The organism is Chitinophaga sp. 05T412 (genome assembly GCF_056396465.1).
The window spans coordinates 162,430-182,913 of sequence record NZ_JBFTLN010000010.1; the positions used below are offsets into that span (position 1 = coordinate 162,430).

The following is a 20,484-nucleotide window of genomic DNA, read 5'->3' on the forward strand; positions in this document are numbered from 1 at the left end:
CTTTCTCCCACTATTTACGACACTCAATTGACACCCACAATGACACTCACTTTGTTTGTGCTTCCTTACTGCAGCCGAAACCATATTGATGTTAATGGTTGCTGTTATTACTGGTTATGAAATTTGCTTTTTCTTAAATTGAATAATTTCAATGATTAATTTTTCTGGCAATGGTTGATTGTTGGGAAACTGTACGGATGCTTTGCCTACGACATATTCCGATAACTCTTTTGCAAAGTTTTGCAAAATCCCTGTTCCTACATAAAATCCTGCAAACTTTTTATACCCGGCAATCATAATTTGTTTGTCTCGTTTGCCGCCTTTTACTAAAGCGTAGGCTGGAATATCATAATTAATTAACTCTTCCGCATTGGGAGCAGTTTTTAAAATTATTTTCTTTAAAGCAAGTAATGTTTTTTGGGTATCTTCAGGTTGCTTTGCAAAATACTCTGCAACTGTTTTAAATTTTGATGTTGCCATGATTGCTAACTTTAATTGTGATTTGATTTTTGAATTCTAATAAGTTGTACGTTTAAGATTATTAGCCATACCAAATAAGTTAAAAAAAGTAAACGAGGTGGATAGCCTAATGGGACATCGGGTCCATATGCGTAGTCGCCTTTTGGTATTACATAAATAGAGAGATGAATAATAAAACCGACTAAGCCAAGTAATGGTATAACTGATGTCCATATCAAAACTTTCTTTGCCGCAGCCCATGATTTATTTTTTAAAGCAATGCTTATGTTAATCAATAACGCAGCAATTGGAAAAAGAAACAAACCTGCCATACCTGAAAACATGTGAATTAAACCTGTTGTTGATATTTTATCAGGTGCAGTCGTTAAAGGGTCCGTGGTAAACACTCCAACACAAAAAGTTCCTGCACAGCAGATAAATAAAATGACCAATCCAAGTTTTCCAAAAAATCCTTTTACATACGATTTAATATTAAATAGCAATATTCCATAACTGAATGATGAAATAATAAATGCTAATGACATCATCCATCCATAAGAACCAATGGCGTATTCACTTAATGGATGCCAATATGGGTCTAAGTCCGGTCTAATGAAAATTAATACACTTATTAAAAGATGATAAGTCATTGATGCTGCTATAGAAAGTTTTGCCAAAACAATAGAGGTTTCTTTATTTATCATTTTCTTGAAATTTAGGATGTAAAGATGCACAAGTATGATAAATCGAAGGCTGTGCAAACACGCCATACATAGGGTATTTTGAGACATTTTTGTCACAAACCGAGGCGGAGCTTTAACTGATCCGGATTCTTTTCGGTGATCAGCCGGATGATTCGTTTTTCCTGTTTGTCGTTCAGCTCCCGCCAGGCAGGCCGACGCCTATTATCTTCATCCAGTGAAGCCTTTCCAATATTCGATCACCCTTTTTCGAAGTTCCTGTTGTGCATCCTTGCTTAGTTACTCCCATGTTAAGGGGAAACAATAATAATGGCCCATTCGAGGACACATGACTATTTACATTATATTTGTCCTTGATAGGTGAAAAGCCTTTAAAAGCGTGTGAAAAGCACATACTCACGTAATTTCAAAAAATTACGACACTCAATTGACACTCAAGGTCTATAACATATTGATACCCAGATAAAGTTAGATGCTAGTTCTGGGCACAAAAATGGACAAAACGAAAATTGCTTCGTTTTGTCCATTTTTATTTTGAGGTAATCCCACGTCCTGCGTGTATATCAGCTTTACGGCTTCGTTGAGTTCGGCGGTTCGATAATGGATTCCGTCAAAAGTGAGTTTTTCAGGGAAAATCGAACTTGCTTTCTTCTATAATTGAATTATTCTCTCACTGCATTAACTGTCAATTAACGCATATTATTCTTTTGGTATCTATTTTCAGGTTATTCATTTAACCTGAAAAACCTGCACTCCTCCATATTGGACTGCGGATAAAGAATAAGTACAGTGGTAAAACAGAAAAGCGTAACATTCATCGAACAATCATTGTTCATTGAGCTTTCGCAACTGATCGAGCAAAGTCAACGGCAAGTATTTTCGCATGCTAACAGTACTCTTACTGTACTTTTCTGGCGGATTGGCCAACGTATTAATGATGAAATCCTTCAAAACAAGCGGGCCGGGTATGCTAAACAGATTGTGTCGACACTGTCGACATAATTAAAGAATCAGTATGGAAGAAAGGCACAGGCCCAGGGATCAGAAAAACACATTAGATAACTTACCATCGTTTGAGATGGAAATTTTTTAACAAAGAAGCCGGCTCGAAATAAGAGCCGGCCTCCTTTCTCCGGGTAATATTTTATATTACCAGACTACGAGGAAGGCTCCATCCAGATCTTCGGGAACAACTTTATACACAATAATAACGTCTCCTGTAATCGCATGCGTAAATGTTAACACGTCACCTGCCTGCACCTCTACATCTTTATACCAGATATTCTTAGTTACACCGGCAGCACCTGTGTTATTGTTTATCACCTTATATGTTTTGGTGTTTAATGGAAAAGTCGTGGCAAGTGGCTGGAGCCCTACCGACTGATGGGTACGCGCCCTGAAAGTACTTTTGTTTACTTTCGCTCCGTTCGTAGCTTCTGCAGCCGGATTTTGAACAAGGAGGATTGTAAAAAGAAGAAGGATAGAACAACATACTTTTTTCATACAAATGAAGGTTAAAATGAGTGAAGAATATTCCTCATTAGGGTAAACAAGGATTGTTGATTTGTCGCCTTAAAGATATTATACGCAACTGCTGCAAGCTTGCATTCACATTATTACTCATCTGCAGTCACTGTTTTTTTTAATTAGAAATCCTTCCGAAATTTTTTTTAACACCTTTTCTCACTTCTTTCTCTAACCTGTCATTGTGATCCCCAATTTCCTGAAAGAACATATGGACTGGGCAAATACCCGTATCAGGATGTACACCTTCGGGTAATCCAGATCGGGAAGCACTACAGGATTTGATGTTATCGATGCCAATAAAGATGCTCAGGAGGTCCCGAACTGTTACACATGGCAAGTGCCAAAGTCACCCATCTATATGGGGGCGGTTTTTTTTATTTTATGTTAAGCATCTGAGAATTAAAGAATTCCTTAAATTCGTAATCTTAAAAACACCCTCAAAATCACACATTATGGCAAGAACAAAAGAACAAGACAAAACACTGGCTAATTCTTTAGGGATTAGTTATGAAGAGCTACAGCAGACCGATTGGGAACTTGCTGTAGTTGTGGATGATGGTAATGATATAGCAGAAATACCACTTGAGGTAATTGTTAGATTTGGTAAAGCATCACCTAAACATATCCTGGCCAAGATTAAAGGTCTTAATGAGAATAATGAGGTAAGCCTCTCACCAGGAGATGCAGGTGAATAGTTACTTACTGGCAAAATGCCAGTATCTTACAATAAAGATGCTGGTAAATCAAACAAAGCCATAAATTTATTTAACGGCATTTGCAATTCCTAAATTTTCAAACTGTAGGCTGTATAAACTTTTTATTGCCACTGGGAACAGGTTCGTCTTTAACGTGGCTTCCGCATAGTTTAGTGGCAGGCTATCCAGCACACGGGGGGGAGGATGCCAGATATCCAATACCTGGTGTTTATCACTCCGTGGCAGCCATATTCTCATGTTCATTCTTTCACCTATTTCTGCGAGTAACGCTTGTATCCTGATTGACTCCCGCTGGCATTTCCCTGTGTTTTTTATTTGAATGTATTTTGGGTTTCATACACGATCTCCCAGAACGGCGTGAAAGCAATATCTTCAAATGCAGCATCATGCAGATCACCGGTAGGCGTTTTATAAATAGTGGCAGACATAGTATCCTGAATAGAATTGATAAAATGCCAGTTCCCGCCAGCTGCTTTTTGATCCCAGCTTCTTTTGCTGTAAACGGTTTTCTTCGCATGCAAAGCGCGGGATAATTCAAGTATCTCTTGCGTTGGGTCTGTTTGTAAATCCTCTGCCACTGCTATAACGGCAAATAAATCGAATCCGGTAATGGAGCGATGGTAGGCTTCCGGCGTGTTGCACATGCTKAAATAAATATCCGGAGATGCGCCCAGCTTTTCACAAACACCACGTGAAGGTGTCCAGATATCCAGGTGATGAAACCGGCGATGCAGCTCTTCAGATGTAATCGTCCATTTTTCATGTGAATCACTATTCCACGCCAGCTTTCCGAATTTAGCAGTTTGAAAATAGGCAGTATCCGGCTTGGGAATATATTGAATAGTACCCAGTCCTGTTTTTTTATAGTGTGGAGAATATCGCAATACCTTGTCCATTGCGGGTTGTATCTGTTGCAGCCAGATTGTTTTTTTCCACGGTTCCTGCTGTTGCACCGTATCGCCAAAGAGTAAATAAAAGTGATAGTATCTGTTCCAGCTCATCATCAGAATATATAGAAAGTAAAGCTATCCCTTCTGGTTAAATATCCMAAATTGAATTGTGGGAGGGAACGGATAATTCAGCTATGCCTTGCATACTGCATTCTGATAAGCGAAAAATTTAGCGTAGAATACTTCACCGCATTCGCCAATCCTGTAATCGAAGGCATGAAGCGCAGCTCTACATTGCGTTTTAACATTTCGTCCATCACATTGTAGATAGGTTTTACGCCCAATGGAGTAATTGTTTTTTGCGCAATATAGTATCCCGCACATTGATCAAACAGCACGAAATCATTTCCCGGAAATTCATAACAATAAATGATCGCCTGTTGAATACGTTTCAGCCACGCTGATTCTACTGCTATTACGTATGCGGCAGTTGTGTGACCCAGGAACCGTGCCTGATCGGCTGCTGATGTTTGTGGCCCACAGTAGTAGGCAACGCGTGGGCAATCGCGCGGCAGGAGGTAATTATGCAATAAGGTACCTGATATGGCAAACACTACATCCGACAACATCCGGTGCGGATAGGCGGTTGCCGGTCGCGGTTCAAAAATCTTGATCTTCGGGTCTTCCGAGATATGGTAGAGTTTCTCCATGGTAAAACTAAATAGAAAATTTCCTGATTTACGGATTTGTTTGCCATAAATCAGGAAATTGAAAATTCATCAATTATTTAATCAGCCACATCTTCGCATTCACATCATCGTTGCCGTTATACTGGCTGCTGATGGCTGCCTGGTAGTTGCTGCTGTTATAGGTGATTTCATCCTGTGGATATTCCCAGCGGAGTGGAATCATGTTATTGGCAGTACCAATACCTGCACCTCCCTGACTGAATGCAGGAATACCTGTTCTACGCCAGTTGTAATAGGCTTCAAAGCCGGAGTTCATGAAAAAACCAACATACTTCTGCGTCAATATTTGGGTAAGACCATTGGCGGGGTTATAGGCTACATTAGGGTCTGCCAGGAAGGTATTGACGTCTGCTATAACGGTGCCATAATTGATTTTGCCATCTACGCTGTTAATGGTCAGCGTTTGTCCCTGCGACAAGCCATACCATTTCAAAGAAGCATTGATGCCTTTCAGGTACCAGGACGCAGCATCCGCTGATATCCAGCCACGGTAGGCTGCTTCCGCGATGTTGAAGCATAGTTCCGTATAGCCGAGTACGATATAAGGCTCTGCATTCGCGCCGCTGGCAGAAGACATATAACGGTTATAGCTCAACGAAGAATATTTACCATCAGCAGAAAAGCTGGACATAAGTCCCTGTGACTTACCATTATCTTCTCCTACATAGGCAGTAAAATCACTCGCTTGCTTTCCTCCGGCCAATTGTGCCGGCGCTGGTATGGTGAGCGTAAATATACGTGGATCTTTATAGGCTGCAGTGACGTTGAAGAAAGTCTGGCTGATATTGGCACAGTTGTTATAAGGCGCATTACCGGAACGGTTGGGCGGATATAATGTAACGGTGGTGTACCGGTATGCGATGTTATCATCGCTGGAAGCCATCACCKGGTATTTATCGGGGTTGTTCACAATATCTGCAAACTGTGATTTGATGTTCAGGTCAGCATTATCGTCTGCTCGTTTGCTGAGACTGATCAATACCCGCAGGCGGTACGTGTTGATCACCTTGCGCCATTGCAGGTAAGTACGACCGAAGATATCGCCGTTTGCATCCACCATGCTGGAGGAAATGCCAGGAGCGATCATGAGTGTGCCGAACATGGTGTTGGCACTGTCGAGCATAGCAAGACAGTTCTTATATACATCATGTTGTTTGTCGTAAACCGGGGTGAGGTTATTGACGTCGCCTGCCTGTGACATCGGGATATCTCCCACACGCTGCGACAACCAGATATAAGCATAGGCTTTGAAGAACTTACTAAGCGCAAAGTAAACGTTGGAGGTATTGCCATATTGTTTTTTAGCCTGTAACTCCAACTGATTGCAATAACGGATCATGTCATACGTATGGTTGGTGTTGGACCAGTTATATGCATTGCTGCCGAAATAGTAAGAATAGTTAGAAACGATGTTCTGATTATAGCGGTACACTGTAGAGATAACCGGTTCCTCTTCCCGCATCATATTCGAGGTGAGGTGGTTGAGGATCAGCGATACCGGCACGGTGGCGTTTTCAGCGGCCACGTTCGGATTGGAGAGTAAATCCCCTTTCTGGCAACCACTGATCACAGACGCTATGGCCAGTATTACGACGGTGATATATTTGAATGATATTTTCATACGGATGATTTATAAGAATTAGAAACTGACGTTGATGTTAAAGCCATATCTTCTTGCGGTCATGCTCTGGAGAATACCACCATTATTGAGCGAACGGTCTGTATCATTATAACCGGAGGCAAACTGGTCGAGGTCAATGTCTTTACGTTTAGCCCAGTACAGCAGGTTGCGGCCAACCAGAGAGAAGGTGGCCGACTTGATGAAACGGTTGCCTGACAGGAGTTTAGCAGGCAGGCTATAACCAATGGTCACCTCGCGCAGCTTCGCAAAAGAGCGGTCCACCATCCAATATTCGTTGACGCCGCCAATACCGGAAGAGATGAAGTTCTGGGTGGTAGTCGCCACATCGTTCTTCGCGAAAGTCAAGTCTTTAAAGTTCGTGATCTGGCCATCTTTGTAGACAGGCGTACCGGAAACGATTTTTACGCCATCAGCCACATAGTGACCGGTAGGCGCCTGTGTGCCACCGTTGGTGGATTGCCAGTCGGCCAGGCGGGATACGCCAAAGTCACCACTGGCGCTGGCGAGCGCCGTGCCGCCATTCATGCCATCATGGTATACTTCGTCATAAATTTTTCCACCAATACGACCATCAATCTGGAAGCTGAACGTGAAATTCTTATAAGCAAAACGGTTCGTAAAGCCGAACGTGAAATCCGGGTTGGCATGTCCGAGGAATACGTTGTTGCCAATGTCAGAAGGGGCACGTAGCGGAAGGCCACCACTGTATACGATTTTGCCGGTAGGGTCGTGTACAAAACCAGGGGCGTAGATGGCATCCATTCTTTCTCCTACACGGTAAGTATGGTTGTTAAGCGGTACACCGGGTTCATCGCCATAGATTTTGTCCAGTGTTTCCTTATAAGTAGAATAGTTAATACCCAGATCCCAGTTGAGTCCACCAGGGTTCCTCAGTGGTGAAGCGGTTAGCGAGATCTCATACCCTTTCTTGCGGGTAGTGATGGCATTTACGTTATGTTTTTCGAAACTGGACGAAGGGGCTACACCCAGCGGAAAGATCTGTGGACCGTTTAAGCTGGTGAAGTAAGTGAAGTCCACTCCAAGTCTGTTATTAAACAGGCGTAAGTCGGCACCCGCCTCATAGGAGGTTACGCTGAAAGGTTTCAGTGTAGGATTGGCGATGATGCCGGAGAAATCAACGGAAGGGGTATTGTTGTAATAACTATTGTAACTGTAAGCCATCTGGTTGGCATAGGTAGGGCCATCATAGGAAGTATAAAGGTCGGTGCCATAACCCAGCAGGCTGTTGGTGCTCTTGCCTGTTACCTGTGTATAAGCAGAAGGTACAGTAGGAGAGGTGAGTGCCCCCTTCACATTGGCATAGGAACCGCGTACTTTCAACAGTGAAATAAATTTCGGCAAGTTGGTGTAGTCGCTGATCACAGAGCTTAATGATACTGAGGGATAATAGAACGTATTGTAGCCATCGGCGAGCGTAGATAAATGATCAACACGGCCGGTGTGCGACAGCGTCAGAAACTTGTCGTACGTGAAGTCAATGGAATAGAAGCCGCTATACACCTGCATCTTGGAATTCCAGGTGAAAGAGGCAAAGGCTTCTTTGGAATTCGTAAGTGCATAAACGTTCGGGAGCGCGAGGGCCTTGGTAGTACCCCAAAGGGAGTTATAACTGAAGGAGCGCATGCTTGTACCTGCCAGACCGGAGATATTGAACTTGCTGATCTTCTTGTTATAATTCAGGATCAGGTCGGTGTTGTTCTCAAAGAGATTTCTGCGGTCTTCGCGGTAGTCGCCGTACCAGCCGAAGTAATACCACGGCGTATAGGTGTTGAGGTTAGTACCGGCAGGCACCTGTTCCGTTCTTAACTGATTCCAGGTAGTAATCTGGGTACGGAGGTTCAGGTCGAGTGCATCGTTGAATTTGTAGCTCGCTTTGATATAACCATTGATATCGGTTTTATCGTGTGAGCGTAGCCACTTCTTAGCAATGAACCAGGCACTGTTTTCACGGCCATATTCCTGTGCATACGGGATCAGGTCAGTTACACCCTGTGGTCCTTTGTAGATATCTTTCAGGTCATTGATGTTATAATCTGCGGAACCATATACCTGGAACATATAGATATAGGAATTGGGACCGTAGTTAACATCAGGGATATTAGGAGAGTATTGTTTGTTGATATTCGCACTGGCTTCTATCTTCAGCTTGTCGGTGATTTTGTAACCCGCACTAAGTGATAGTGCATAGGTATGCAGCTTAGTGTTGGGGTTCATGCCTTTCTGGTTCATATTGGATACGGATATCCGGATATCTGAACGGTCGGTGGCGGTAGACAGGGAGATATTGTTAGTATTGATCACTCCTGTTTCCATGAAGTGCTGGAAGTTGTCTTTGCCGCGGGCTGTCCATGGGGTGGCGGTCCTGATGCGGGTAGCAGGGTCCCAGGGACTGTCGTATTGTTTGATGGGTTGTTCTTCGAAGCGGGGCCCCCACTCAGGAAGGCGCTGGCTGTTATCATAGAGCTGATCGCCGTAAGAATATTTGAAGTTGGTACCACGACCATATTCTGTCTGGATTTCCGGCAGCGCGAGGAAACCTTTTTCAAACAAGGTGCTGCTATTGACATCTACCTGCCATCCTTTCGATGACCGGGTGCCACGTTTGGTGGTGATAACGATGGCGCCATTGATACCCCTGAAGCCGTAGAGAGCGGCAGCGTTGGCGCCTTTCAGGATGGTGTAGGACTCGATGTCATCCGCATTGATATTCCAGGTATCAGAGTTGATGGGAACACCGTCCACAACAAAGAGCAGGTCTTTACTGCCGCGTAGTACGAGGTCCGGCCGACCCAGCATTTCAGGATTGGCGCCTACAGACAGGCCCGCTACTTTACCGGCGAGGGAGTTGATAGGATTGGCATCGCGGGCCTTTACGAGGTCGGCACCTTTTACTTCCTGTACGGCATAGCCCAGGCGTTTAGCCTCTTTACGTATGCCCATGGCTGTTACTACTACTTCATCAAGACGTTTACGGTCTTCCTGTAAAATAATATTAAAGCTACTGTTGGAAGCAGTAGCTACCTCCTGTGATGAATAACCTACATACGAAAAGACCAGCACCGCATCGGGGCCGCTGGCTTTGATGGCAAATTCGCCTTTGGAATCGGTAAAGGCGCCACCAGGCTTGCCTTTCTCCCGTACACTGGCACCTGGGATAACAGCGCCATCTGCTGCTGTCACTTTCCCTTTGATCATCTTTTCCTGTGCAATGGCATTGCCTGTAATAAGCAAAAGGGCCAGCCAGAGAGAGAGAAATGTACTGCGTAGCGTAAATAATCTCATTTTCATGTTGGGTTTTGGTAATAGTTAAATAGGTACCAACACAAAAATGGAAAGGTGGTGAAACTAATACGACAACGCCCGATGGGCAGGTCAGAGAAACGTACAAGCCATGCGGCAAATACACGTATATCTGCCACCATAGCAGATATAGGTATTGTTACGGAATTCTTAGGGAATTGTTACCGGAATGTTTTGCTGGATATTTTTCCTGTAAACAGATGGTGTAATGCCAGTGATCTTCTTAAAGTAATTGTTGAAAGATGATTTGGAATTAAAACCACAATCATATGCGAGGGATAAGAGGTTAATATCAAGAGAAGGATCTTTTAATCGCTCTATGGCCACCTCAATACGGTATTCATTGATAAAAGTGTAGAAATTCCTGTTCATGTGCTCATTCAACAACTGCGTAATATGATGCCTGGGTATTTGTGAGCGGTCAGACAGCTCCTCCAGTGATAATTCCGGCTCCAGGTATATCCTGCTCTGATGCATAAATTGCCGCAAGGTACGTTCATAGCCTGCCATCATCTCCTCATCTACCCCGGATTTCTTATATTGTCGTAATGTAGTCTGCACCACACTTACCTCGGGTGACGCTACAGATACGGATTCTATCTTATAACGTAAAATCATCACTACCAGCCACACAAAACAGAGATAAGGTAATATCCATACGTTGAGATCCCAGCGTCCGGTAGAGATAATATATATGACCATACCTGTCAATGCCAGTAATACACCCGTCAATATGGTACGAACAATGGCTACCAGCAGTCTGCGTTGGGGATTTGCAGCCGCTTCATTTCCGGGTTGCAATAACCGCCACGCCAGCAGGGGATAGATAAGCAGGGAAGCGAAAGCGCCCACTTCATATATGTTGGCATAAGTGTGCATGAACTGCGGTGAAATAGCGCCTTCTATATACCCCGCACTATTCACCAGGAACACGGATACCCCAAAACCAAGGGGCGACATATGCAATAACATCATGCGGAAGCTCACCTCCCGTTTCAGGTAGAATAAAGTGGTCAGGTACAACAATGGTCCGTAAGCAAAACCAAAGCCACTGGGACTGTTATTATACAGAAAAGCGCTCTTCCATACCACCAGCAAGGATAATTTGATACCCAGGTGAAATAGCAACAGGGTCAGAAAGGCATTCAGTGCTTTCTCAAAGCGGTCATTCGGGCGCAATAGGTTAAACAAGTAAATAGCGACACAGGTCAACAGGTTAGTACCTGACAGTAATATTATGCTCATCATATCCGGGGTAGTTAATAATACTAATATAAGAGGCTAATGTTAGTGGGATGTTAAGGGCAATAATTCCTTTTTATGATTAGTCATTATCAATACATTACGTCAATAGGTGTTAGGAGAAAAATAGGATTTGCTCCCGCTGGAGTTCAGTAGGTTAATAAAGTTCATGATATCTAAAGTCAGCGAAATCGTTTTAACGGTCGACAGGTCCGACGACAGGATATGGAAATCCTGTCCGACGCCAATCCCTGGGGCTGCGTATTTTGCGAAAAAAGCAAAATGCTTATCATGTCCGGCAAAGATGCCCCTGTTCCTCTTAACAGGCACCAATATTTTCACGTAATTTTGGGGATACCTATATTTAAATGAAATCTACGCTGTCACGTCGCCTTAGTCTGTTTATCTTGTTTTTGCTGCTAACCTTTTGTTGTGCTGCCCAGGACAAACTTTATGTAGTTGACGGACAGGAGTTGGGATATGTAGACATKCTTACTTATACCTACAAAAAGGTGGTGGGTTTACCAACAACATTCTTAGATTTAGCTATTACACCGGACGGGAAATTCTATGGATTGGGCTATGGGAGTATCTATGAAATAAATCCTGTTACTGGTGATTGCAGATACGTTACCGTAAAACAGTCTTTTTCCGGTAATGCGCTGGTGAGTGACCGGAACGGGGATTTGTTTGTAGCGAGTTCCGGTATCCTGTATAAAATTGAAATGAAAACTGGTAATGTGTGGCCTATAGACGGTTTAGCCTATGAATCAGGTGGTGATTTGTGTTTTAGTAACGGCAAATTGTACCTGGCAACAGCCGGAAATGGTTTACTGGAAGTTACATTGTCAGCAGATAGAAAGCGTATTGTTTCCAAACGGTATGTGGGACGCTTGAATGTAGCAGGGGCCGTTTTCAGCATTGGAACAAATAAGTATGGCATCTGTTACCTGATCAGTACAAATGGGGAGTTGGCACTGATTGACCTGGAAGATGCTACTACCTACATTATTAGCAATCCCGTGAAAGGCCGTATGGGTTCGGTGTATGGTATTGGTATGGTAGGAGAGGGAGAAAATGATAAGGAGATTGAAATTTGTGGAAATGGTATTGATGATGATCACAATGGCCTTACAGACAATGAAGACATGGCTTGCCGTTTAAGACGAGGAACATGTAGTTCTGCCAGCAAAGAGATATTCAGGGAGGATTTTGGAACAGGTGTGGGATTCGGTAATCCTTTACCAGGGCTGGGAAGTGGCGCTTACCAGTTTTCCAATACGGCACCATTGAAGGAAGGTCACTATACCATCGTAAATAATGCCCGCCTTGCAGCGGGCAGCACACAATGGAAGCAGATGAGAGATCAGAGTGGAAAGCCGGACGGACGCATGATGGTCATCAACGGGTCTTATTTTCCGGGCGAAGTGTATAGAAAGAAAATCGATAACCTTTGCGGCGGTATGCAGTACGCACTTTCGGCAAGCGCCTGTTCGGTTATTTCTCCTGATATGTCCTGTGGTGCTAATACTACACCTATACCTTCCCGCATCCGTTTTCGTATCGAAGATGAAAATGGAAACATCCTGGGACAGTTATCCGAAAGATATATCCCGGTAGATCCAAACCCAGCAGGCAAGTGGAAGGAATACGGACTGATTTTTACTTTGCCGGAAAATGTTCGGACCATACAAATAGTGTTGCTTAATGATGCGCCTGGAGGCTGCGGAAATGACCTGGCAATAGATAATATCGTGTTAAGTACCTGTATGCCGGTATTACCGGTTAAAGTCAATAATATTAATAATAAGACAACGGCCTGCGTGGGCGCTGCTGTTTCTTTCAAGGCAGATCTTAGTATGGTCTCCATGAAAGATCCACATTTTTTATGGCAACGATATAATGCTGCAGCCGCCAGTTGGGTAGATATTCCTAACTCCAATACATCCAACTTTGTGCTGAAGAACTTTGCATTGACAGATGTTGGTCGTTTCCGTGTATTGGTAAAAGACAATACCACCGGTGCATGCGTGAACGAAGCTGTTTCCGTGGTGGCGGAGGTAGGTGTAAAAGAACCACCGGTGGTAACAGGTACTACTGCCATTAAACTCTGTGAAGGGGAGYCATTAAAAATGAAGGCTTCTACAGCTGTTGCACCCGCAGAAGTTACATGGACCGGCCCAGACGGCAGTAGTTATGCAGGATTAAATGCTTTGATCACGAACGACGTCGCCGCAAAGCATGCAGGCGGGTACCAGCTCACCGCTAAATTTGCAGACGGATGTATCGCTTCTTTAAAAACAGAGGTAACGCTAAAGGAAGGGAGCAGCTTCGACTTCACCCTRGCGGATGCAACCTGTGCAGGGGAACCGGTGAAGATGAAAGCCAGCAGTACGGCTAAAATTGATAAATACCTGTGGAGTACTGATAACAGTACTATCGTCAACAACAATACAGCGGCGCCTGAAATAACCTGGAATACACCAGGCGTGCATACCGTAAAACTAAGTGCATCGGGGTATTGTGTGTCAAAAGCACCGGTCAGTCATGATATTACAATTCCGGCAAGAACGCCGTTTGACTTTACGGTTTCAAACGCATGGGTATGTGTGGGAAGTCCCGCGTTAGCCAAAATAACCAATGCTGGTGGCATCGACAATTACCAATGGAATGCTGATAACGGGACTATTATTAATGGAAATACGGCATCCCCCCAAATTACCTGGAATACTGCCGGAGCGCATGCCATTACGCTGAAAGCAACTGGCTATTGCTTGTCAAAGGAACCCGTTAGTCATGATATTCCGGTATCGGATAAAAGCCCGTTTGATTTTACGCTTCCGGTTACCAGGGTCTGCGAAGGAAGCCCCGTACAAATAAGGGCCGGCAGTGCTGTTAAAATTGACCAGTATCAATGGACTACTGATAATAGTACTATTATCAATGAAAATACAGCTACCCCTGACATTACCTGGAAGGTGCCTGGTAAACATACCATTGTACTGAAGGCATCGGGCTACTGCGTATCAGAACAACCCGTTAGCCATGAGATCGCAGTATTGGAAAGCACTAAATCCGGCGAGATTAGTTTTGAAAGAGATGTATGCCAGGGCGCACCATTGAAGATAACTGTCAATAACTATTCAGCGGGCGCCTTTTTATGGGACATTGCGGGTGAACCGGATATACAGGGAACTGCGGGTAGCGTGGTGGTTGCCTGGCATAAAACTGGGATATTTCCGGTGAAATATTCTATTGAAGGAGTCTGTGGCCGGGTGGACGCAGAAGCATCACAACCAGTAATAGTAAGGCGACTACCTGTAGTAGATCTTGGCCAGGATACGATCGTTTGTCGTGGCGTTAAACTACTACTGAATCCTGTTTATAGCGGAGATGTAAACACGATCAGCTGGCAAGATGGGCCTTTCCTTTCCGAACGGCGATTGCTTACCAATGAACCGGGAAAGTATAAAGTGAAGGTGAGGAATCAATGGGGATGTGAAAGCCGGGACCAGATACAGCTACAGGAAAAACTATGTGGATGTGATATTTACTTACCTACAGTATTCACGCCAAATGGAGACGGAAAAAATGATATGTTCAAGCCCGTTGTATATTGTGTTCCCAAAAGATTCAGATTTCAGGTGTACAACAGATGGGGACAATTAGTCTTCAGTACCACTAACGCAGCTGAAGGATGGAATGGAATGGTAAGAAGCGGTAGCCATGCAGAAATAGGAAACTACGCGTGGATAATAGAATACGAGAGCTTCGAATTCCCGGATGTGATAAAGAAAACAGGCGTGGTAACCCTGGTGCTGTAAGCCTTTCTTTTGATCCCAGCCCCTTCTTTATATCACCGTCTTTGTAAAGCGGAAGGGCTACACGGAATTTTGGCTGCCTTGCTTTCTATTCTATAGGGTTTGTTGACGGCGTTAATTTAAAATTCAACACAAGGCTATCTCCTTTTGAAAGAGTAATCTTCTTTATAGATAGTTCATGGTACATATATGCCGCGCCCGTAAAGTTATATTCTCCTTCAGCTAACTTAAATGTGAACCTTCCAGTTGAATCCCCTTGATAATGCCTGTCGTTTGCGGTTATTCTGGTCATTAAGCTATCGGAATAAGGACCTTTTATACTGATCTTTCCTGTTACAATTGCACTGTCATGACCTCCACCTACGCGTTTCAGTCTTACACCCTCAAACTCATTTCCATTCTCTTCTGAATGTTGTTTAGTACCCAGTCCTGATTTATACCATGACCTGCAAGAACCCAAAAATAAAAGAAGGAATAGACTTATCGATAGTTTGTTCATATTCAATGGTTTTAGTTTTTATTGTACTTAGTTACAGGCTCTTTTTCCTTTGGGCAATATCGTGGTACCATCACTTTGTACTACAGATGATGCAGTTTGTTCCGCGTCAAGAATTGCGTTTATTCTGTCTCTGTCCGCCTGTGGTAAGTTCCTGAAGTACTTGGTAGTCTGTAAGCCCCCCCCAGGCCATATCAGCGTAATATTGGCTATTAAGTACATAACCTGACGCCCGGCCAAATAATTCCAGATTGTGAGCTATGTCATTAATAAATGACCGTACTATCTCATTATGGTGTAGCTCATTTAAATCATTTTTTCCGTTCATGAATTCTTCAAACAATTTTGGATAGTCCAGTGCTGCCTTCTGTTGGTCACTCCTAAAGGCATTKACTAGCCAGGCATGAACGCCTTCATGCAGCATAGTTCTTGCAATTGATAAGTCCGTTGCAGTCTTCAGATATCCTTCATCAAAAGTAGATATTATTGATTCCTGGTTGGGTATGGGACTTGTATTAGCGTTTGTCTTTCCTCTCGCATTTCCTATCAACAATGTCCAGCTGAATGTTGAGATCTGTCCTGTAAAATTATTAATAATTGTCGCAAACTCACCCGTCCTGATCCCCAATAATTTATTAAAGATGTTTCTTGCGCACACTGGCAAACTGAGTTCATTTGTGCGTTGATCAAAGCTTTGTAGTAACTCTTCTTTTGAAAGCTCTCCCGCTTCAGGGTCTCTGGGAGCAGGCCAGCAATGACAACCACCGCCACCTCCTCCAGTACCGTCCCCACTTGTACATTGGGTTGTAGAGTAATTATAATGACAGTCCGTTGGATAGCTACCGACCCTGGCACAATTGTACCAATCGGTTGTAATGCAAATTTGTTCCGTTGTTACATTCCTTTTACTTTTATCAGTTACCGTAGTAACTACGTTATACTCAAGTCCATTCTCATATTTATAACTCGATTTGATTTCTCCGTCCCAATCTTCAACTATTATCATACCTGAGAATACTCCCTTTTTTGAATTTTTATCGGGAAACAGCAAAACGACATCTGCCTGCTTACTCTTATTCTTATCACTATAAACTACAAGAAAAGACGTGCCATTAAGGGACCGCTTTGTTCCGCTCATATCGGTTGTTATATATATATTGGGAAGATTAAGTGGTACGACTACTGTTTTTCCCCATCTTAGGTTCTGGACATCCGCCATTTTCCAATTTGCAATTTTTCCCAGAGGAAGTCTGTTATTGCTCTCTACAATTGGGCTTTGTGTGAGCTTACCAGGCAATACTTCCTTCACAAAATAATTTTTTGCATCTTGAATTAGCTCAGTATTGGCGTCCATTGGTGCAGCCTGTTCGTTATTTTTATTGCAGGAAAAAAATAGGTACAGCAGAGATAGTGTAGTGAGTAATAAAGATTTAGGGTTCATAATTTTTTTTGAGGTAACATCGCTAAATGCTGATACTAAAATAAAGTGAAATATTGTTTCTCTAGAATAACCTCCGCATTTTCTCACAACCTTTTGAATCTGTATTTACGCTTATGGTCCGATCTATGCTTATAATAGGGGCTTTCAGGTTAATTAAGAGGTTATATAAATATATGTAATAATTTAGTATTGTCCCGTTAAAATAAATAAAAAAGTATTTTTTCAGAGATACTATTATTACCGGAAAGAACTTGCGCTATTCAATAGCCCAGTAGGAGTTGATATCGCAGGGGAAGACTTGATTTTTGGGTAAATCTCTTTTTTCAGGATTTAAAAAAAGAACCGTTGGAAATATCGACTACACAAACAATGAATCGCCATCTGCTATCCAATGCTGTTTATCTGCTTATTCCTCTTACGCTATGTGGAATGGGGGAAGCAGGGATCTTTTTTGCTGTTCCTGCTTTGTTTTGTGCGGTGTTTTTCGGTATGGGCCGGCGGTTTGTGCGTACGTTACGGATTCAGGAAGATCAATTAGTCATTGACTATGTGAAATCTTTTCGCAGGCGTACCGCTTATTTTAATATAGCAGATACCGTATTAGAGATAAGAAGATATGATGAATTACGTTCCAGCGGAAGATGGCCAACTGGCCCCATTTATCAATATGATTGGCTGCACATCATCGAGCGTGGCAAAGACAAATTTTATGTAGATGGCCGGAAAGGCTTTTCCAGCGAACAATTCATGACCTTATTGCAGGCATTTGCGGCAGCGAAGGCGCAGTTATAATATTTAGTGGAAGTGATTGATGGTAGGAGCGGCAGGACTTGCCAATACTAAAATGGACAAACCGGATATAGATCGGTTTGTCCATTTTAATTATTAATTGATAGCTTATCTTATTGCCCCACCGCTTTATTAAGCGCAATAATCGCGTCTTTAAATTGTTCCCGTGTAATAACAAATTGGAAATTGACTTTTCTTAATGCAACGCCTACACTTAAAATATTAATTTCTGCTTGTGCTAATGCCGCTGTAGCCTTGGCTAATAATCCCGGTTGATCCATGTTGGAGCCAATCAGGCAAACGATGGAAATAGGCACTACACTTACATGTTCATATTTTTCTCTCAGATCTTTTAGCAGCTGCTGGTTCAAATCATTTTCCCAGATAACGATGCTGATACTGTTGGCGCTGGTGGCCTTAAAGGTATAGCTGACACCATAGCGGGCAAATACCTGCATGATATCAAGATCGCTTCCCACGGCGCCTACCATAAGCGGATCGTAAATGTCGATGAGCAATTGCTGGTTCGAACCAGTGATTACTTCCACTCGTTTATGTTCGGAAACATAATTTTTAGTAATCAATGTGCCGGGATGTTCCGGTTCAAAAGTATTTTTAATCCGAAGATTGATCAATGCAATCTCCAGCGGCTTCGCAGCTTTAGGGTGAATAGCTTCCATCCCTACATCCGCCAGTTGATCTGCAATATCATAGTTGGTATAGCCAACGGGCTTTACATTTTCTATGCCTACCAGCGCCGGATCGGCGGTGGACAAATGATATTCTTTATGTATAATCGCTTCTTCCGGGCGGAGGAGTTCCGCGATTCTGCTGAAAGTTACTTCGGAATAGCCGCGATCAAATTCCCGCATGATCCCTTCCGTTCCTTTTACATATCCTGTAGCAATACACAAACAGTTTTTAAGATTGATGCGCTCAAATTCTTCTCTGATGCGTTCATCAATTGTCAGCGAGCGACCATCACCCAAACCGCTGAGGTCTGCCAGTGCTACGTTAAGTCCCTTGTTTTGCAGGATGTTGGTCAACACAAAAGCAGAATGACTTTCACCTACAGACGCCAGGATCTCCCTTACTGCCAGCAAAATACCTTCATTCAGATATCCGGAGGCCAGCATGGTGTTGGCGCTGTCAAGATATATCAGCACCCGGTCAATAATACCATCTGTTACTTCATCAGCAGCAGCTACATTGAGTGCAAGCGGTGCATAATAAGCATTCAGTTCTTTCAGATGAATCCTTACAGAGGCAAGTGCCTGATGATAGTCGCCTCCAGTGGCAAATTGATGATAAGCGCCCGGGGCTTTCGTTTTTTTATTCTCTAGTAGCAGATTTGTAACGCCGGAAAAAGCAGAAACAATGAAAACACGATTGTATAACTCATCGCCGGTACGCCCGTAATAAATGATATTGTCGATTACATCTTTTAGGGCACTCATAGATGTGCCACCAATTTTCTCTACTGTTAACATGCTGCGAAACTATATAATTTATTTATTTAATAAAAGATTGATCAGCCGTCAAACTAATCGATTATCCTGATAAATACAATTTTTATAACGATTCATTTTGCCAGTATCAATTTGAGCCTTACCTTTGCGCCCTCATTATCAAACGATAGAAGCAGAAATGTGGGATAGATTCTACTTTAGAGCCATTAGCGTATTTATTTTATTGACTGGCGCATTATTTTTATTTAAGAACTGGATGTTGGACAATGGAGTACATCACAATGTACTACTCTTCGGAAACCTTGCACTGGCTTCACTTTCGGCGTTTACTTACAACATGAGCCGCAAAGGTATAGCAGCTGAAAGCAATAGCATTTTTATGCTTCGCGTCTACGGTGCAATGATCAGCAGAATGATGCTCTGCCTCGCAGGGATTACCATCTATGCTGTTGTTAACAGAGCAAATACCAGCAAGTACACCATCTTCACACTGATGTTCTTCTACGCAGTATATGCGATTTGCGAGAACGTTAGTCTGCAGAAGCACGCAAGACAGGAGAAAAAAGCATAATACGCTGCTCCTGCCTGGAATCAGATCGTTTGCCGGATACGGCAATAACGATACTGGTATGGTGTTTTTTTGATACACTTTACTGATAAAGTATTGTATGCAGGGAGTCCTGCGACTGGCATGGCAGATCCGTGTCAGCCACGGCGGAGCCATGTCTGTGCTGCTCTTTACCGCAAGTGTGTTAAAATTGTTTCGGTCCATTTCATATCATTTTCAGCAATTATAATTGTCTGGAAATGATAGCGTGTGCCCTCTATGGCCACACCTGGCGAATCATCAATATGCCAGTCGATACCGAATGCCGGAGGGTATTTGGAGATAGCGCCAGCGCGCTGTCCCAGCGTTTTATCATGAACGGATTTGTTGATGATTTTATGCACGTGAATACCATAACTGAAGAATAGCTTCCTGATATAAAAAGGGGATCGGTAAGACGTGGTGTATATATGCACCTGGTGATTTTCCTGCCGCAGTCTCTTCATCAGCCCAACAGTGCCGAGTCTCAGGCATTCCCGGCTAAAGAGTTTTTGCCATATGGTTCTTTGTTCTACCGGAAATCGTTTAACACCCGGTATCAGCGTGTCATCCAGGTCAAAAGAAATATTCATAGATAATATTGCTGTAATCTGTTTCGCGCGAATGTAGGAATT

18 protein-coding genes are annotated in these 20,484 nt (G+C 43.2%); 5 read left to right on the forward strand and 13 right to left on the reverse strand.

The genetic code is table 11. The features are described 5' to 3' along the window. Positions 1 to 114: 114 nt before the first annotated feature. Entirely contained in the window at positions 115 to 480 is a 366-nt protein-coding gene (locus AC1DFM_RS22185; protein WP_168740113.1) for an iron chaperone, read from the reverse strand. Positions 481 to 491: 11 nt separating this feature from the next. Beyond that, a complete protein-coding gene (locus AC1DFM_RS22190; protein WP_477078948.1) occupies positions 492 to 1,163 on the reverse strand; it encodes a DUF998 domain-containing protein in 672 nt (223 codons plus the stop codon). A 786-nt stretch (positions 1,164 to 1,949) separates the two neighbouring features. On the opposite strand from AC1DFM_RS22190, the gene AC1DFM_RS22195 reads away from it, so the two are divergent. After that, positions 1,950 to 2,162, forward strand: a complete 213-nt coding sequence (locus tag AC1DFM_RS22195) for a DUF1016 N-terminal domain-containing protein (protein ID WP_477078949.1) — start codon at positions 1,950 to 1,952, stop codon at positions 2,160 to 2,162. Between the two features lie 147 nt (positions 2,163 to 2,309). Here the strand turns inward: AC1DFM_RS22195 and AC1DFM_RS22200 are convergent, their stop codons facing one another. Next, positions 2,310 to 2,483, reverse strand: coding sequence for a hypothetical protein (locus AC1DFM_RS22200; protein WP_477078950.1), 174 nt, complete (start codon positions 2,481 to 2,483; stop codon positions 2,310 to 2,312). Between the two features lie 656 nt (positions 2,484 to 3,139). Here AC1DFM_RS22200 and AC1DFM_RS22205 point away from each other — a divergent pair. Further along, on the forward strand, positions 3,140 to 3,382 hold the full coding sequence (locus tag AC1DFM_RS22205) for a hypothetical protein (RefSeq protein WP_477078951.1): 243 nt from the start codon (positions 3,140 to 3,142) through the stop codon (positions 3,380 to 3,382). A gap of 66 nt (positions 3,383 to 3,448) precedes the next feature. On the opposite strand, the gene AC1DFM_RS22210 is transcribed toward AC1DFM_RS22205, so the two are convergent. The 6 genes from AC1DFM_RS22210 to AC1DFM_RS22235 form a co-directional block, all read right to left on the reverse strand. Continuing rightward, positions 3,449 to 3,646, reverse strand: a complete 198-nt coding sequence (locus AC1DFM_RS22210) for a hypothetical protein (RefSeq protein ID WP_477078952.1) — start codon at positions 3,644 to 3,646, stop codon at positions 3,449 to 3,451. A 68-nt stretch (positions 3,647 to 3,714) separates the two neighbouring features. Then, positions 3,715 to 4,404 (reverse strand): hypothetical protein, encoded by a 690-nt coding sequence (locus AC1DFM_RS22215; RefSeq protein ID WP_477078953.1) that lies wholly within the window; start codon positions 4,402 to 4,404, stop codon positions 3,715 to 3,717. A gap of 77 nt (positions 4,405 to 4,481) precedes the next feature. Then, a complete protein-coding gene (locus tag AC1DFM_RS22220) occupies positions 4,482 to 5,003 on the reverse strand; it encodes a DUF6886 family protein (RefSeq protein WP_477078954.1) in 522 nt (173 codons plus the stop codon). A gap of 73 nt (positions 5,004 to 5,076) precedes the next feature. Further along, entirely contained in the window at positions 5,077 to 6,663 is a 1,587-nt protein-coding gene (locus AC1DFM_RS22225) for a SusD/RagB family nutrient-binding outer membrane lipoprotein (protein WP_477078955.1), read from the reverse strand. A gap of 18 nt (positions 6,664 to 6,681) precedes the next feature. Beyond that, positions 6,682 to 9,993, reverse strand: a complete 3,312-nt coding sequence (locus tag AC1DFM_RS22230) for a SusC/RagA family TonB-linked outer membrane protein (protein WP_477078956.1) — start codon at positions 9,991 to 9,993, stop codon at positions 6,682 to 6,684. A gap of 162 nt (positions 9,994 to 10,155) precedes the next feature. Beyond that, entirely contained in the window at positions 10,156 to 11,253 is a 1,098-nt protein-coding gene (locus tag AC1DFM_RS22235) for a helix-turn-helix domain-containing protein (protein WP_477078957.1), read from the reverse strand. Positions 11,254 to 11,615: 362 nt separating this feature from the next. Here AC1DFM_RS22235 and AC1DFM_RS22240 point away from each other — a divergent pair, with 362 nt between their 5' ends. Then, entirely contained in the window at positions 11,616 to 15,071 is a 3,456-nt protein-coding gene (locus AC1DFM_RS22240) for a T9SS type B sorting domain-containing protein (RefSeq protein WP_477078958.1), read from the forward strand. 85 nt (positions 15,072 to 15,156) lie between these two features. On the opposite strand, the gene AC1DFM_RS22245 is transcribed toward AC1DFM_RS22240, so the two are convergent. Both AC1DFM_RS22245 and AC1DFM_RS22250 read right to left on the reverse strand, forming a co-directional pair. Further along, positions 15,157 to 15,567: a peptidase associated/transthyretin-like domain-containing protein gene (locus tag AC1DFM_RS22245; RefSeq protein WP_477078959.1), complete on the reverse strand. Its 411-nt coding sequence runs from the start codon at positions 15,565 to 15,567 to the stop codon at positions 15,157 to 15,159. Between the two features lie 106 nt (positions 15,568 to 15,673). Further along, complete coding sequence (locus AC1DFM_RS22250; protein WP_477078960.1) at positions 15,674 to 17,005, reverse strand: hypothetical protein; 1,332 nt, start codon at positions 17,003 to 17,005, stop codon at positions 15,674 to 15,676. A 369-nt stretch (positions 17,006 to 17,374) separates the two neighbouring features. Between AC1DFM_RS22250 and AC1DFM_RS22255 the strand changes: the two genes are divergently transcribed. Then, entirely contained in the window at positions 17,375 to 17,797 is a 423-nt protein-coding gene (locus AC1DFM_RS22255) for a hypothetical protein (protein WP_477078961.1), read from the forward strand. A gap of 110 nt (positions 17,798 to 17,907) precedes the next feature. Here AC1DFM_RS22255 and AC1DFM_RS22260 read toward each other — a convergent pair whose 3' ends face one another. Next, positions 17,908 to 19,284, reverse strand: a complete 1,377-nt coding sequence (locus AC1DFM_RS22260; RefSeq protein WP_477078962.1) for an aspartate kinase — start codon at positions 19,282 to 19,284, stop codon at positions 17,908 to 17,910. Positions 19,285 to 19,519: 235 nt separating this feature from the next. Here AC1DFM_RS22260 and AC1DFM_RS22265 point away from each other — a divergent pair, with 235 nt between their 5' ends. Then, positions 19,520 to 19,834 carry a hypothetical protein gene (locus tag AC1DFM_RS22265; RefSeq protein WP_477078963.1) on the forward strand — a complete coding sequence of 105 codons (315 nt, stop codon included), beginning with the start codon at positions 19,520 to 19,522 and terminating at the stop codon, positions 19,832 to 19,834. 167 nt (positions 19,835 to 20,001) lie between these two features. Here AC1DFM_RS22265 and AC1DFM_RS22270 read toward each other — a convergent pair whose 3' ends face one another. After that, positions 20,002 to 20,442 carry a hypothetical protein gene (locus AC1DFM_RS22270; protein WP_477078964.1) on the reverse strand — a complete coding sequence of 147 codons (441 nt, stop codon included), beginning with the start codon at positions 20,440 to 20,442 and terminating at the stop codon, positions 20,002 to 20,004. Between the last annotated feature and the right edge of the window lie 42 nt (positions 20,443 to 20,484).

What these genes read in the sequence shown, in the direction of transcription:
- AC1DFM_RS22185 (WP_168740113.1), bottom strand. Translation starts at nt 480, where the DNA reads ATGGCAACATCAAAATTTAAAACAGTTGCAGAGTATTTTGCAAAGCAA.
- AC1DFM_RS22190 (WP_477078948.1), bottom strand. Translation starts at nt 1,163, where the DNA reads ATGATAAATAAAGAAACCTCTATTGTTTTGGCAAAACTTTCTATAGCA.
- AC1DFM_RS22205 (WP_477078951.1), top strand. Translation starts at nt 3,140, where the DNA reads ATGGCAAGAACAAAAGAACAAGACAAAACACTGGCTAATTCTTTAGGG.
- AC1DFM_RS22210 (WP_477078952.1), bottom strand. Translation starts at nt 3,646, where the DNA reads ATGAACATGAGAATATGGCTGCCACGGAGTGATAAACACCAGGTATTG.
- AC1DFM_RS22220 (WP_477078954.1), bottom strand. Translation starts at nt 5,003, where the DNA reads ATGGAGAAACTCTACCATATCTCGGAAGACCCGAAGATCAAGATTTTT.
- AC1DFM_RS22230 (WP_477078956.1), bottom strand. Translation starts at nt 9,993, where the DNA reads ATGAAAATGAGATTATTTACGCTACGCAGTACATTTCTCTCTCTCTGG.
- AC1DFM_RS22235 (WP_477078957.1), bottom strand. Translation starts at nt 11,253, where the DNA reads ATGATGAGCATAATATTACTGTCAGGTACTAACCTGTTGACCTGTGTC.
- AC1DFM_RS22245 (WP_477078959.1), bottom strand. Translation starts at nt 15,567, where the DNA reads ATGAACAAACTATCGATAAGTCTATTCCTTCTTTTATTTTTGGGTTCT.
- AC1DFM_RS22255 (WP_477078961.1), top strand. Translation starts at nt 17,375, where the DNA reads ATGAATCGCCATCTGCTATCCAATGCTGTTTATCTGCTTATTCCTCTT.
- AC1DFM_RS22260 (WP_477078962.1), bottom strand. Translation starts at nt 19,284, where the DNA reads ATGTTAACAGTAGAGAAAATTGGTGGCACATCTATGAGTGCCCTAAAA.
- AC1DFM_RS22265 (WP_477078963.1), top strand. Translation starts at nt 19,520, where the DNA reads ATGTTGGACAATGGAGTACATCACAATGTACTACTCTTCGGAAACCTT.
- AC1DFM_RS22270 (WP_477078964.1), bottom strand. Translation starts at nt 20,442, where the DNA reads ATGAATATTTCTTTTGACCTGGATGACACGCTGATACCGGGTGTTAAA.